The following is a 14,924-nucleotide window of genomic DNA, read 5'->3' on the forward strand; positions in this document are numbered from 1 at the left end:
AGTATGAGCAGGGATCTGTGAAAGATAGGAGAAAGGTACAAAGGTCTATTAGAGTGGAATTTAAGGGAGAACTCACTTTTGAGCAAGAGTTAGCCCTGTCAGATATGATTTCCAAAGAAAATGGTTTACTCCATGCGGAGACTGGTTTTGGGAAGAACGTTTTAGGTGCTGCTCTCATCTCTGAACGGAAGACAAAAACAATTATCCTAGTTCATAATAGGCAACTCTTAGACCAATGGCTAGATCGCTTAAACTGCTTTTTGACTTTCGAAGAGGAGGAGGCTGTCCGTTATACGGCATCAGGTCGTGAAAAGGTAATAGGCTATGTAGGGCAGTACGGTGGGACTAAGAAATGGCTGAGTAAACTGGTTGATGTTGTTATGATTCAATCTCTATTTAAGTTGGAAAATAGTCAAAGTCTTTTGGATGAGTATGAGATGATGATTGTGGATGAGTGTCATCATGTCTCTGCCTTGATGTTTGAAAAAGTTGTTGCTCAGTTTAGAGGGAAGTATCTTTACGGTTTGACGGCTACGCCTGAGCGTAAGAATGGTCATGAGCCTATCGTTTTTCAGAGAATTGGTGGGATACTCCATACTGCTGATAAGAGGGAGACATCTTTTAAACGGCAATTGCAATTAAGATTCACTTCTTTTGGTCATCTGGAAATTGAAAAGACTAAAGCAAGTAATTTTATACAGCTTAGTGATTGGATTGCTACTGACTCAGTGAGGAATCAGATGATTCTCAAGGATATTCTAGACCAAGTGGCAGAAGGGCGGAATATCTTGGTTCTAGTTAATCGAATTCAACAGATAGATGTCTTTGAAAAGTTGTTGAAAGAGAAAGAGGTTGATGACTGTTACATTATTAGCGGAAAAACCAAAGTCCGAGAGAGAACAAGTTTACTGGAGACGTTAGAACAGTTAGATAAAGGGTTTGTTTTATTGTCTACTGGAAAATACATTGGCGAAGGTTTTGACTTACCTCAGTTGGACACGCTTATCTTGGCAGCACCCTTTTCTTGGAAAAATAATTTGATTCAGTACGCAGGTCGGATTCATCGAAACTACAAGAATAAGTCCTTGGTACGGATTTTCGATTATGTGGATATTCATGTTCCTTATTTAGAAAAGATGTTTCAGAAACGACAAGTAGCTTATCGAAAGATGGATTATCGTGCCATTGAGGGTGAGGAGAAACCATTCGTTTATGTTGATAGTAGATATGAGAATGTGCTGAGAGAGGACTTATACTCTTCGAAAATCAAATTCAAACCACGTCAGCGTCGCCTTACCGTACTCAAGTACAGCTTGCGGCTAGCTTCCTAGTTTGCTCTTTGATTTTCATTGAGTATTAGCAGGGGAAAGACAGGAGTGTATGCTTATTTTACCTTATGTGAACCAGACAAAACTGATGAATTTTCTAAAAGAATTTAGGAATAGTCAAATTGAGATATGTATACCAGAGACGGTTGCAAATAAAGCATGGCTAGACCAGTTGAAGAGCCAGAAAATTAAAGTATCTTTTACTCAATCAAAAATAGTCACGCCTATTCTTTTGGTAAACAAGACCATTGTTTGGTATGGTGCAATGCCATTATTAGGGAAGGTAGATGAAATGACCATACTACGTTTGGAATCAGCTAGTATAGCTTCTGAACTAGTGGAAGGTTTACGATAGAGAAAACTTTTAAAAATTTCTATGTATGATTTTCATTTTTTAGTGAGAGTGATGACATTTTCACATTCGAAGCACAGCTAACAAGCAGAAGTGAGATAGGTCTTGCAAGAATGCTAAAAATCTGATAAACTATGTAGTAATTGAATAGGAATCCGCAAGACTAGTAGCCTAATGGAAGTATATCAGGGAGGAGAGCCGTGACTGCAAGCTCTCTATATGAAAGCTGGGTGAATTCACTTGCGCATGGATTTAGAAATGAAGGTCTGACTTGTCAGATGAAAACGGATGGTACCGCGTGTCAACGCTCCGAGTGGAGTTTTTGGCATGTGGTTTTCTTTTTATCTACGAGCGACTGATGGAGGAATTATGTCAACTATTGAAGAACAATTAAAAGCGCTTCGTGAAGAAACGCTGGCTAGCTTGAAGCAGATTACTGCTGAAAATGAAAAAGAGATGCAAGATTTGCGTGTCTCTGTCCTTGGTAAAAAGGGTTCGCTCACTGAAATCCTCAAAGGGATGAAAGATGTCTCTGCTGAGATGCGTCCGATTATCGGGAAACACGTCAATGAAGCGCGTGATGTCTTGACAGCAGCCTTTGAAGAAACAGCTAAGCTCTTGGAAGAAAAGAAAGTCGCGGCTCAACTGGCTAGCGAGAGTATCGATGTGACGCTTCCAGGTCGTCCAGTTGCTACTGGTCACCGTCATGTTTTGACACAAACTAGTGAAGAAATCGAAGATATTTTCATTGGGATGGGTTACCAAGTCGTGGATGGTTTTGAAGTAGAGCAAGACTACTATAACTTTGAACGTATGAACCTTCCCAAAGACCACCCAGCTCGCGATATGCAGGACACTTTCTATATCACAGAAGAGATCTTACTCCGTACCCATACGTCTCCTGTTCAGGCGCGTGCCATGGATGGCCATGATTTCTCTAAAGGTCCTTTGAAAATGATCTCACCAGGGCGTGTGTTCCGTCGTGATACGGACGATGCGACCCACAGTCACCAATTCCACCAAATTGAAGGCTTGGTTGTTGGGAAGAACATTTCTATGGCAGACCTTCAAGGAACCCTTCAATTGATTGTGCAAAAAATGTTCGGTGAAGAGCGTCAAATTCGTTTGCGTCCATCTTATTTCCCATTCACAGAGCCATCTGTTGAGGTGGATGTTTCTTGCTTCAAGTGTGGTGGAGAAGGCTGTAACGTATGTAAGAAAACTGGTTGGATCGAAATTATGGGAGCTGGTATGGTTCACCCACGTGTCCTTGAAATGAGTGGTATCGATGCGACTGTTTACTCTGGATTTGCCTTTGGTCTTGGTCAAGAACGTGTAGCTATGCTCCGTTACGGAATCAATGATATCCGTGGATTCTACCAAGGAGATGTCCGCTTCTCAGAGCAGTTTAAATAATGATTAGAAAAGTAGAAATGGCAGATGTTGAGGTGTTGGCTAAAATTGCTAAACAAACCTTTCGTGAAACATTTGCTCATGATAATACGGAAGAGCAGTTACAGGAATACTTTGAAGAGGCTTATAGTCTGAGAGTTTTGTCAATTGAGTTGGAAAATCCAGAATCCGAAACCTATTTCATTATGCATGAAGAGGAGATAGCTGGTTTTCTTAAAGTCAACTGGGGAAGTGCTCAAACTGAGAGAGAATTAGAGGACGCTTTTGAAATTCAACGTCTCTATGTGCTACAAAAATTCCAAGGATTTGGATTCGGTAAGCAACTGTTTGAATTCGCTCTGGAACTTGCTACAAAAAATGGTTTTTCCTGGGCTTGGTTAGGTGTTTGGGAGCATAATACAAAAGCTCAAGCCTTTTATAACCGATATGGTTTTGAAAAATTTAGCCAACATCATTTTATGGTTGGTCAAAAAGTAGATACGGATTGGTTACTGAGAAAGAAATTAAGGTAAGAAGATGATTCTTCTATTGAAATGATAGGAAAGGAAAAGAACCAGAGTGGCAACTGTCATTCTGGAGAACTAAATTATGCTTGTATCTTATAAATGGTTAAAAGAATTGGTGGACATTGATGTTCCATCACAAGAGTTGGCTGAAAAAATGTCAACTACAGGGATCGAGGTAGAAGGTGTCGAATCACCTGCTGCTGGTCTCTCAAAAATTGTCGTCGGTGAGGTCTTGTCTTGCGAAGATGTGCCAGAAACTCACCTCCATGTTTGTCAGGTTAACGTTGGCGAAGAAGAAGCCCGTCAAATCGTCTGTGGTGCCCCGAATGTGCGTGCAGGTATCAAGGTTATGGTGGCACTTCCGGGAGCTCGTATCGCTGACAATTACAAAATCAAAAAAGGAAAAATCCGCGGTCTTGAGTCACTTGGGATGATCTGTTCACTTGGTGAATTGGGAATTTCTGACTCAGTTGTACCTAAGGAATTCGCAGATGGCATCCAAATCTTGCCAGAAAATGCCGTTCCAGGTGAGGAAGTCTTCTCATATCTAGACTTGGATGATGAAATCATCGAACTTTCTATCACACCAAACCGTGCAGATGCCCTTTCTATGCGTGGGGTGGCTCACGAAGTGGCAGCCATCTATGACAAGGCAGTCAACTTTAAAGAATTTACAACTGACCAAGCTGCAGCAGATGCTCTTTCTGTGGGCATTGAGACAGACAAGGCGCTTTACTATGCAGCTCGTATCTTGGACAATGTGACTATCGCACCAAGTCCACAATGGTTGCAAAATATCCTCATGAACGAAGGTATCCGTCCCATCAATAACGTAGTGGACGTGACCAACTACATCCTTCTCTACTTTGGTCAACCTATGCATGCCTTTGACTTGGATACCTTTGAAGGGACTGACATCCGTGTGCGTGAAGCGCGTGCTGGTGAAAAATTGGTGACTTTAGATGGTGAAGAACGTGACTTGGAAACAAATGACTTAGTTATCACTGTCGCAGACAAGCCAGTAGCTCTTGCAGGTGTCATGGGTGGTCAAGCAACAGAAATCTCTGAAAAATCTAGTCGTGTTGTCCTTGAAGCTGCTGTTTTCAATGGAAAATCTATCCGCAAGACTAGCGGTCGCCTCAACCTTCGTTCTGAGTCCTCTTCTCGCTTTGAAAAAGGCATCAATGTGGCAACAGTTAATGAAGCCCTTGATGCGGCAGCGAGCATGATTGCAGAACTTGCTGGTGCGACGGTTCGTAAGGGAATCGTTTCAGCAGGTGAGCTTGATACCTCTGATGTGGAAGTTTCTTCTACCCTTGCAGACGTCAACCGTGTCCTTGGTACAGAACTTTCTTACGCGGATGTAGAAGATGTCTTCCGTCGTCTTGGATTTGGCCTTTCTGGAAATGCAGATAGCTTTACAGTCAGAGTCCCACGTCGTCGTTGGGATATCACTATCGAGGCAGACCTCTTTGAAGAAATCGCTCGTATCTATGGTTATGACCGCTTGCCAACCAGTCTTCCAAAAGACGATGGGACAGCTGGTGAATTGACAGCGACACAAAAACTTCGACGTCAAGTTCGTACCATTGCTGAAGGGGCAGGTTTGACAGAAATTATCACCTATGCTCTAACAACTCCTGAAAAAGCAGTTGAGTTTACGGCTCAACCAAGTAACCTTACAGAACTTATGTGGCCAATGACAGTGGACCGTTCTGTCCTCCGTCAAAATATGATTTCTGGTATCCTTGATACGGTGGCTTATAACGTAGCTCGTAAGAACAAAAACTTGGCCCTTTACGAGATTGGAAAAGTCTTTGAACAAACAGGTAATCCAAAAAAAGAACTTCCAAATGAAATCAACAGCTTTGCCTTTGCCTTGACAGGCTTGGTTGCTGAAAAAGATTTCCAAACAGCAGCAGTTCCAGTTGATTTCTTCTATGCTAAGGGAATCCTAGAAGCGCTATTTGCTCGTTTGGGACTAGAAGTGACCTATACAGCAACATCTGAAATCGCTAGCCTTCATCCAGGTCGTACAGCAGTCATTTCACTCGGTGACCAAGTTCTTGGTTTCCTTGGCCAAGTGCATCCAGTCACCGCTAAGGCTTACGATATTCCAGAAACGTATGTAGCTGAGCTCAACCTTTCAGCCATCGAAGCTGCCCTTCAACCTGCTGCTCCATTTGTAGAAATCACGAAATTCCCAGCAGTCAGCCGTGACGTTGCCCTTCTCCTCAAGGCAGAAGTGACTCACCAAGAAGTTGTGGATGCAATCCAAGCTGCCGGCGTAAAACGTTTGACAGATATCAAACTCTTTGACGTCTTCTCAGGCGAAAAATTGGGACTTGGTATGAAGTCAATGGCCTATAGCTTGACCTTCCAAAATCCAGAAGATAGCTTAACAGACGAAGAAGTAGCACGCTACATGGAAAAAATCCAAGCATCACTTGAAGAAAAAGTCAATGCAGAAGTGCGTTAAACGATAGTATGATACAAATTCCCCCTCTAGTTTATGAACACTAGAGGGGTGATTTTATATAATCCTCAATGAAAATCAAAAAGCAAACTAGGAAGCTAGCCGTAGGTTGCTCAAAACACTGTTTTGAGGTTGTAGATAAGACTGACGAAGTCAGTAACCATATGTCTAAGGCAAGACGACGCTGACGTGGTTTGAAGAGATTGTCGAAGAGTATAAAATAATTAAAATGTGATTTCTGTAAAAATACATCTATGATCAGAGTTTTGAAAACTTACAATGTCTAAATCTTTAACATAGTAGTGGTTTTTAGGCAATAAAATATGATCTATTGTTGCATTAAAAAGTTTTGGACTTTGGCTATTCCAAGTTCCTCTTTCAAAAGGTGGAAGTGCATTTAATGCGTCCCTATGAGAGCTTATTTTTGCAAGTGCTCCATGACGCATAGTTGCATTAAAATCACCTGCAATAATAGCCTTTGGATATTTTGAAGCCAGTTGATTATGAATGATATTTAAGTCTTGCTTCCAGACTTCCATTAAACCTGGCAGAGGAGGAGCAGTATGCAAAGCAATGATATCTGGTATATTTTGTTTTCTCGAATGTAATACAATTGTCCCGAACCGTGTTGTATGGAAAGTTTTAGCTTCTGTATAGAAACCATAACTTTTCTTGACAATCACAGTCACAGGAGCTATTCCACTGTCAGTAGGTGGAGAAGTAAAAATATCATAGTTGGCTATAGAAAGTCCAACTTGATGAAACAATAGTTTGATTCTATGGTTTTCTTGCTCACCTCTGATATTGGTAGCTAGTTCAGGGAATATAGCCATATCGGCATCAAAATGGCTAAAAATTCGCTCAATATGTTGTGCGTCTATTTGATTAGCGACGTTCCAAGTTACTAATTTTAAGGTTTTAGTCTTATTTGATGTGGAAGAAAGGGTTTTATCTGTTCCGAATAATAGTAATATGAGCGATAATAAGAGCAAAATGCCAGAGTAAAACCGTATTTGTTTATTTTTCTTGTAAAAAGATAGGGAAAAAAATACGAAACTTAAAATAGGAAGCCATAGTTGCAGTAGCTAAGGGGAAGGCATAAATCTGTGCCAAGATAGGTCTGGTAGATAGCCAAATATTAAGATTAGAAGATGGGAAAAAAGAATAAGCTATGATAGGGATAGCGAAGAGAATGACAGAAAGGGCAGAAAGAAATGTTTTAATCATTGTATGAGTACCTCAATTTGCAATGGTTGCTCGGAGCTAATGTGACTTTGTGACTTTACTTGATTGATATTCTTTTTCTTGTCTTCCTCATAGATTAAGTACAACCCAAGTAAAAAAGTCCAATTTAAGATTGAAATGATTAAAAGGCACAGAAATGCAAGACAATTATACTACAAAAGGCAAACATTTGACAATCGATAGTCGTTGCTTAATCGAACGATGGAAAAAAGAAGGAAAATCAAATAGAGAAATTGCCTCTCTATTTGGAAAAGCTCCTCAAACATCCATACTGAAATCAAGCGTGGGACAGTCCGAAAATGTCTTGGGAAAGGGGGGTAAAGAGCTTTACTCTGCCGACTACGCTCAACAATTTTATGAAAATAATCGCAAGCGCTCGGTCAAGAAATCAAGCTTGACCAAGGAACTAAAGGAAAAGATTCTCCACTATCATAACCAAAAATTTTCGCCTGAAATGATGGTGATGGCTAAGGGCGTTAACGTGGGAATTTCAACCATTTACTATTGGATTCATCATGGAAAATTAGGATTATCAAAACAGGATCTGCTCTATCCTAGAAAAGGAAAAGCGCTTAAGAAACAAGCTAGTTCCAACTTTAAACCCGCTGGTCAATCTATCGAATCATAATTCGCTCATTATACATAGACGTAAAAGAAAGAGGGCTAAGTGATGGAGAATAGTGCTATTGGGAGTAACTGGAAGGATGTCCGATCTCAACTCTTTACAAAGGAGGAAATTCTTGAAAGTGATATGCGAGTGGCTATCATGAGTGAGCTGATTGAGGCTAGGCATGACCAAGGAATCAGCCAGAAAAAGCTGGAAGAATTCAGTGGAGTAAGCCAGCCTGTCATAGCTAGGATGGAAACAGGCAAGACAAGTCCTCAGTTGGATACAGTCTTGAAAGTTTTAGCCAGTTTAGGAAAGACACTAGCAGTCGTCCCCCTCGAACAGGAAAAGAGTTGATTAGAGTAGACTCATACTCAATGAAAATCAAAGAGCAAACTAGGAAACTAGCCGCAGGCTGTACTTGAGTACGGCAAGGCGACGTTGACGCGGTTTGAATTTGATTTTCGAAGAGTATTATAGTCTTTTCTAATAACAAGTCATAGTCACTTATAAGAATTACTAATAACGCGTTTGGCCAGTCTAACGGAAATATAGTTAAAAAACAAGCTACACAAAGGATTTGAGGCATTTGTTTCAAGTCTTTTTCTTTTGTTTAAAACAGAGATATAGTTTCAAACTATATCAAAGCCTAATTTTTTACAATTATACAGATGATTTCTTTTCTGTTAAGATAGTTTCAACAACAAATTTTGGAGGACACATCATGTCAACTACAATCATCGGTTTCCCTCGTTTGGGCGAATTCCGCGAATTAAAATTTACAACTGAAAAATACTTTAGAAAAGAAATCTCAGAAGAAGAACTCTTGGCAGCAGCAAAAGAATTGCGTGCTAAACACTGGAACATCGTCAAAGAAAAAGGAATCACTGAAATTCCATCAAATGACTTTTCTCACTATGACAACTTCCTAGATGCAGCTTTCCTTTTCAACGTGGTACCTGCTTCAGTTCAAAACTTGGACTTGTCTGACCTTGAGCGCTACTTCGCTTTGGGTCGTGGTTACCAAGGAGAAAAAGGGGACGTTCGCGCCCTTCCAATGAAGAAATGGTTCAACACTAACTACCACTACATCGTTCCTAAATTTGAAAAAGATACTCAAGTTAAACTTGCAGGTCACAAGATTTTTGATGAGTTCCAAGAAGCCAAAGAACTTGGATTGAACACTCGTCCTGTCCTTGTAGGTCCATTCACTTTCCTTCAATTGTCAGACTTTGAAGAAGGTGTGAAAGCAGAAGACTTCGTAGATAGCTTAGTGGCTGCTTACCAAGAAGTTTTTGCTAAATTGGCAGAACTTGGTGCGACTCGTATCCAATTGGATGAAGCTGCTCTTGTCAAAGATTTGACAGCTGAAGAAAAAGCTCTCTTCTTGAACCTCTACAACAAACTCTTGGCTGACAAAAAAGGTCTTGAAGTCTTGCTTCAAACTTACTTCGGTGACGTTCGTGACGTTTACGCTGACCTTGTAAACTTGCCAGTAGATGCTATCGGTTTGGACTTCGTTGAAGGTAAGAAAACTCTTGAACTCGTTAAAGGTGGCTTCCCAGCTGACAAGACTCTCTATGCAGGTATTGTCAATGGTAAAAATATCTGGCGTAACAACTACGAAAAGAGCTTGGCTGTTCTTGAGCAAATCCCAGCTGAAAACATCGTATTGACAAGCTCATGCTCACTTCTTCATGTACCATTTACAACTGCTAATGAAGAATTTGAGCCAGCAATCTTGAACCACTTTGCCTTTGCAGTTGAAAAATTGGATGAGATTCGTGATTTGGATGCTATCCGCAATGGTCAAGGTGAAGAAGCACTTGCAGCTAACAAAGAACTCTTTGCGACTGAGCGTGTTGGTGAAAATGCGGAGCTTCGTGCGCGTATCGCTGGCTTGACAGATGCAGACTACACTCGTTTGCCAGCCTTTGCAGAACGTGAAGCTATCCAAGAAGAAGCTTTCAAACTTCCAGCTCTTCCAACAACAACTATCGGTTCATTCCCTCAAACTAAAGAAGTTCGTGCCAAACGTTTGGCTTACCGTAAACGTGAATTGTCTCAAGAAGAGTACGATGCTTTCCTTGCTGAAACGATCGACGAATGGATCAAATGGCAAGAAGATATCGACTTTGATGTCCTTGTTCACGGTGAATTTGAGCGTAATGACATGGTTGAGTACTTCGGTCAAAACTTGTCAGGTTACCTCTTCTCTAAAAATGGTTGGGTACAATCATACGGTATGCGTGGAGTTAAACCACCAATCATCTGGGGTGATGTCACTCGTCTTAACCCTATTACTGTTAAATGGTCTAGCTATGCACAAAGCCGTACAAACAAACCTGTTAAAGGTATGTTGACTGGACCTGTTACCATCCTCAACTGGTCATTCCCACGTGAAGACATCTCTATCAAGGATTCTACTCTTCAAATCGCCCTTGCTATCAAGGATGAAGTGCTTGACCTTGAAGCTGCTGGTGTGAAAATCATCCAAATCGACGAGGCTGCTCTTCGTGAAAAATTGCCACTTCGTCGTAGCGACTGGTACGAAGACTACCTTGACTGGGCAATTCCTGCCTTCCGCTTGGTACACTCAACAGTAGCGCCAGACACACAAATCCACACTCACATGTGTTACTCAGAATTTACAGATATCATCCCAGCTATCGACAACATGGATGCAGATGTTATTTCCTTTGAAGCTAGCCGTTCAAACCTTGAAATCTTGGACGAACTCAAAGCGAAAAACTTCCAAACAGAAGTGGGACCTGGGGTTTACGATATCCACTCACCTCGTGTGCCAAATGAAGGCGAAATCGACCACACAATCGAAGCTATCCTTGCTAAAGTACCAAGCAAGAAAGTTTGGATCAACCCAGACTGTGGTTTGAAAACACGTGGTATTCCAGAAACAAAAGAAAGCTTGATCCGCCTTGTTGAAGCAGCTAAAGCTGCGCGTGAGAAATTGTAAGACAAGATTTCTCTAGAAGCACTGTTTGGTCAATCTGCCTGTTTCACTCGGATTCTAAGAGTCCAGCTAACGAAAAAATCAACTAGAAAAGGATAAGACTATGTCACGCCAAACACCGTCACTCTCATTTGAAGTGTTCCCTCCAAACCCAGCAGTGGGTAATGATAACATTATTTCTGCTCTTCAAGATATGCAGGAGTTGGCTCCCCACTTTATCAGTGTGACTGCCAGCAATAATAAATTTAATATCAAGGAAACGACGGTCCGTTTGGCTGACTTTATCCAAAATGACTTGGCGATTCCGACTATTGCTCACTTGCCAGCCATCTATTTGACTAAGGACAAGGTTGCTGAAACTATTGCAGACTTGGACAAGGTTGGGGTGCAGAAAATCTTGGCTCTTCGTGGGGATGTTATTCCTGATGTGGAACCACAAAAGGATTTCCGCTACGCAACTGACTTGATCGAGTTCATCAAGGAACAAGCCCCTCACTTTGATATTGTCGGTGCTTGTTATCCAGAAGGTCATCCAGATTCACCAAATCAGATTTCAGATATTCAAAATCTTAAGAAGAAAGTGGATGCAGGCTGTTCGAGCCTTGTAACTCAGCTTTTCTTTGACAATGAGCGCTTCTATGATTTCCAAGACAAGTGCATCTTGGCTGGGATTGATGTTCCTATTCATGCAGGGATTATGCCAATTCTGAATCGAAATCAGGCTCTCCGCCTCTTGAAGACTTGTGAGAATATCCACCTTCCACGTAAATTCAAAGCCATTTTAGACAAGTATGAGCATGACCCTGAGTCGCTCAGAGCAGCAGGACTTGCCTATGCAGTGGACCAAATCGTGGACTTGGTAACTCAGGATGTGGCCGGAGTGCATCTCTACACTATGAACAATGCAGAAACAGCAAAATATATCCACCAAGCAACACATGCCTTGTTTAATCACCAGTCTCTAGGATAATAAAAAGCAAACCATTCTTCTCAGGTGAGGGGAATGGTTCCTTTTTAATGGTAAAGACCGCACTTTTTAAGAAAAATATGATAAAATAGACTCTGTACGTACTTGATACAAAGATGAGGGTATTTAGGTTGTAGAAGTTTGTTTAAAGTTGATTATTTTTTAAACAAAATCTAATAATGTGTGTCTCAAAAAACACGAACAGAGTGAGTATTTAAAAGATATTTCACGCTATCGTGGTATCTTAGATGATAACAATATTATTATCTAAGACGGGATTTTTGAGAGTAAAATAGTTCGGGAAACTATTTTAGCCTGAGCATAGAAATGAGAAGGCGAAGTAATTAAAAATTACCATTGAAATTCCATTGGATTTCTAAAATCATCCACTGGATAATTTTACCTCCCGTCCGCACTATTTCAGGGAAATATCAAAAAGATACTTAATTGAATTTTGGCCTCATTTCTTAGGAAAAAAGATAAGCTTACTAGCACTCATCGAGTGCGGCGTCACCTTCCTATTTTTCTACAGAAATATTCGGCAAGCCGAACCGTCCAAAATATATTGAGTAACTGAACACGCCTACAACTCTGTGGAAAAAGATAAATCTACCTAGGAGCATTCGCTCCGTCGTTCGATTTCCTATTTTCCTTTGAGTTGCTTAACGGCTTAGTATCTTGAGTAATTGAACCCGGCCGAAAAGCTGTGTAAAAAAGATAAACTGTCTTGTCTTCATCGAAGACTTCGTTAGTTTCCTATTTTTACTTTGCTTTTGACGTCCTTGGTATCTTGATCTTTGTAGGCAAGGCGTATAATTTCATCAATTCAAAGGGGATTAAAATGACAAAACAAGTGTTTCAAACGACTTTTGCGGGTCGTGAGTTAATTGTAGAGACTGGTCAGGTTGCTAAGCAGGCAAATGGCGCAGTTGTCGTGCGTTACGGTGAGTCAACTGTCTTGACTGCGGCCGTTATGTCTAAGAAGATGGCAACTGGGGATTTTTTCCCTCTTCAAGTCAACTACGAAGAAAAAATGTATGCAGCTGGGAAGTTTCCTGGTGGCTTTATGAAACGTGAAGGACGTCCTTCAACGGATGCGACCTTGACAGCGCGTTTGATTGACCGTCCAATCCGTCCTATGTTTGCGGAAGGTTTCCGTAATGAAATCCAAGTCATCAACACTGTGCTTTCTTATGATGAAAATGCTTCTGCACCAATGGCTGCTATGTTTGGTTCATCCTTGGCACTTTCCATTTCAGATATTCCATTTGACGGTCCAATCGCTGGGGTACAGGTTGGCTATGTGGATGGTCAAATCATCATCAACCCTACGCAAGAACAAGCAGAGCAATCTCTCCTTGAATTGACAGTAGCTGGTACCAAACACGCCATCAACATGGTAGAATCTGGTGCTAAAGAATTGTCAGAAGAAATCATGTTAGAAGCTCTCCTTAAAGGGCACGAAGCAGTCAAAGAATTGATTGCCTTCCAAGAAGAAATCGTTGCTGCTGTCGGTAAGGAAAAAGCAGAAGTGGAATTGCTTCATGTAGATGCTGAATTGCAGGCTGAAATCATCGCAGCCTACAACAGTGACCTCCAAAAAGCTGTCCAAGTAGAAGAAAAATTGGCTCGTGAAGCTGCAACTCAAGCAGTCAAAGATCAAGTAACTGCTGTTTACGAAGAAAAATATGCAGACCATGAAGAATTTGACCGTATCATGCGTGATGTGACTGAAATCTTGGAACAAATGGAACACGCTGAAGTGCGCCGTTTGATCACAGAAGATAAGGTACGTCCTGATGGTCGTAAGGTTGATGAAATCCGTCCTTTGGATGCGGTTGTTGACTTCCTTCCTCGTGTACACGGTTCTGGTCTCTTCACTCGTGGACAAACTCAGGCTCTTTCAGTTTTGACCTTGGCCCCAATGGGTGAAACTCAAATCATTGATGGTTTGGATCCAGAGTACAAGAAACGCTTTATGCACCACTATAACTTCCCACAATACTCTGTAGGGGAAACAGGTCGTTACGGTGCGCCAGGTCGTCGTGAAATCGGTCACGGGGCTCTTGGTGAGCGTGCTCTTGCTCAAGTTTTGCCAAGCTTGGAAGAATTCCCATACGCTATCCGTCTAGTAGCAGAAGTCTTGGAATCAAATGGTTCTTCTTCTCAAGCTTCTATCTGTGCGGGAACGCTTGCCCTTATGGCTGGTGGTGTGCCAATCAAGGCACCAGTAGCAGGGATTGCTATGGGTCTCATCTCAGATGGAAATAACTACACAGTCTTGACAGATATCCAAGGTTTGGAAGATCACTTTGGAGACATGGACTTTAAGGTTGCAGGTACTCGTGATGGGATTACAGCCCTTCAAATGGATATCAAGATTCAAGGGATTACTGCAGAAATCTTGACTGAGGCCCTTGCTCAAGCCAAGAAAGCGCGTTTTGAAATCCTTGATGTGATTGAAGCAACCATTCCAGAAGTTCGTCCAGAATTGGCTCCAACTGCTCCAAAAATTGATACCATCAAGATTGATGTGGACAAGATTAAGATTGTCATCGGTAAGGGTGGAGAAACCATCGACAAGATTATCGCTGAAACAGGCGTTAAGATTGATATCGACGAAGAAGGAAATGTGTCTATCTACTCTAGCGACCAAGATGCTATTAACCGTGCTAAAGAAATTATTGCTGGTTTGGTCCGTGAAGCCAAAGTGGATGAAGTTTACCGTGCTAAAGTTGTTCGTATCGAGAAATTTGGTGCCTTTGTTAACCTCTTTGATAAGACAGATGCCCTTGTTCATATCTCTGAGATGGCATGGACGCGTACCAATAATGTCGAAGACTTGGTAGCAATCGGGGATGAAGTTGATGTTAAGGTTATCAAGATTGATGAAAAAGGACGTGTGGATGCTTCTATGAAGGCTCTTCTTCCTCGTCCTCCAAAACCTGAACGTGATGAAAAAGGTGAAAAATCAGAGCGTCCTCACCGCCCACGTCATCACAAGGACCACAGACCTAAGAAAGAATTTACAGAAACACCAAAAGATTCAGAATAAGAAA

The 14,924-nt window shown here is 41.4% G+C and carries 8 protein-coding genes and 3 pseudogenes; 10 read left to right on the forward strand and 1 reads right to left on the reverse strand.

The window, feature by feature from the left end:
• Positions 1–5: 5 nt before the first annotated feature.
• The 5 genes and pseudogenes from DSY56_RS08300 to pheT all read left to right on the forward strand — a co-directional run.
• Positions 6–1,331: pseudogene (locus tag DSY56_RS08300) on the forward strand (DEAD/DEAH box helicase); the annotation flags it as partial.
• A gap of 49 nt (positions 1,332–1,380) precedes the next feature.
• Entirely contained in the window at positions 1,381–1,683 is a 303-nt protein-coding gene (locus DSY56_RS12435; RefSeq protein ID WP_234990566.1) for a hypothetical protein, read from the forward strand.
• A 366-nt stretch (positions 1,684–2,049) separates the two neighbouring features.
• Complete coding sequence (pheS, locus tag DSY56_RS08310; protein ID WP_112445101.1) at positions 2,050–3,096, forward strand: phenylalanine--tRNA ligase subunit alpha; 1,047 nt, start codon at positions 2,050–2,052, stop codon at positions 3,094–3,096.
• Complete coding sequence (locus DSY56_RS08315; RefSeq protein WP_112445029.1) at positions 3,096–3,605, forward strand: GNAT family N-acetyltransferase; 510 nt, start codon at positions 3,096–3,098, stop codon at positions 3,603–3,605. The genes pheS and DSY56_RS08315 overlap by 1 nt, the downstream gene beginning before the upstream one ends.
• A gap of 76 nt (positions 3,606–3,681) precedes the next feature.
• Positions 3,682–6,078: a phenylalanine--tRNA ligase subunit beta gene (pheT, locus tag DSY56_RS08320; RefSeq protein WP_112445031.1), complete on the forward strand. Its 2,397-nt coding sequence runs from the start codon at positions 3,682–3,684 to the stop codon at positions 6,076–6,078.
• A gap of 221 nt (positions 6,079–6,299) precedes the next feature.
• On the opposite strand, the pseudogene DSY56_RS08330 reads toward pheT, so the two are convergent.
• Positions 6,300–7,302 (reverse strand): annotated as a pseudogene (locus tag DSY56_RS08330) (endonuclease/exonuclease/phosphatase family protein).
• Positions 7,303–7,456: 154 nt separating this feature from the next.
• Here DSY56_RS08330 and DSY56_RS08340 point away from each other — a divergent pair.
• The 5 genes and pseudogenes from DSY56_RS08340 to pnp all read left to right on the forward strand — a co-directional run.
• Positions 7,457–7,942, forward strand: a pseudogene (locus DSY56_RS08340) (transposase); the annotation flags it as partial.
• 48 nt (positions 7,943–7,990) lie between these two features.
• Positions 7,991–8,284: a helix-turn-helix domain-containing protein gene (locus DSY56_RS08345; RefSeq protein WP_112445038.1), complete on the forward strand. Its 294-nt coding sequence runs from the start codon at positions 7,991–7,993 to the stop codon at positions 8,282–8,284.
• A gap of 367 nt (positions 8,285–8,651) precedes the next feature.
• Complete coding sequence (gene metE / locus DSY56_RS08350; RefSeq protein ID WP_112445040.1) at positions 8,652–10,901, forward strand: 5-methyltetrahydropteroyltriglutamate--homocysteine S-methyltransferase; 2,250 nt, start codon at positions 8,652–8,654, stop codon at positions 10,899–10,901.
• Positions 10,902–11,001: 100 nt separating this feature from the next.
• Positions 11,002–11,868: a methylenetetrahydrofolate reductase [NAD(P)H] gene (metF, locus tag DSY56_RS08355; RefSeq protein ID WP_112445042.1), complete on the forward strand. Its 867-nt coding sequence runs from the start codon at positions 11,002–11,004 to the stop codon at positions 11,866–11,868.
• 838 nt (positions 11,869–12,706) lie between these two features.
• Complete coding sequence (gene pnp, locus DSY56_RS08365) at positions 12,707–14,920, forward strand: polyribonucleotide nucleotidyltransferase (RefSeq protein WP_112445044.1); 2,214 nt, start codon at positions 12,707–12,709, stop codon at positions 14,918–14,920.
• The last annotated feature ends 4 nt before the right edge of the window (positions 14,921–14,924 follow it).

Origin of the sequence: Streptococcus sp. 596553, assembly GCF_900411395.1 — a bacterium.
In the GTDB taxonomy this organism is placed as follows: domain Bacteria; phylum Bacillota; class Bacilli; order Lactobacillales; family Streptococcaceae; genus Streptococcus; species Streptococcus mitis_BA.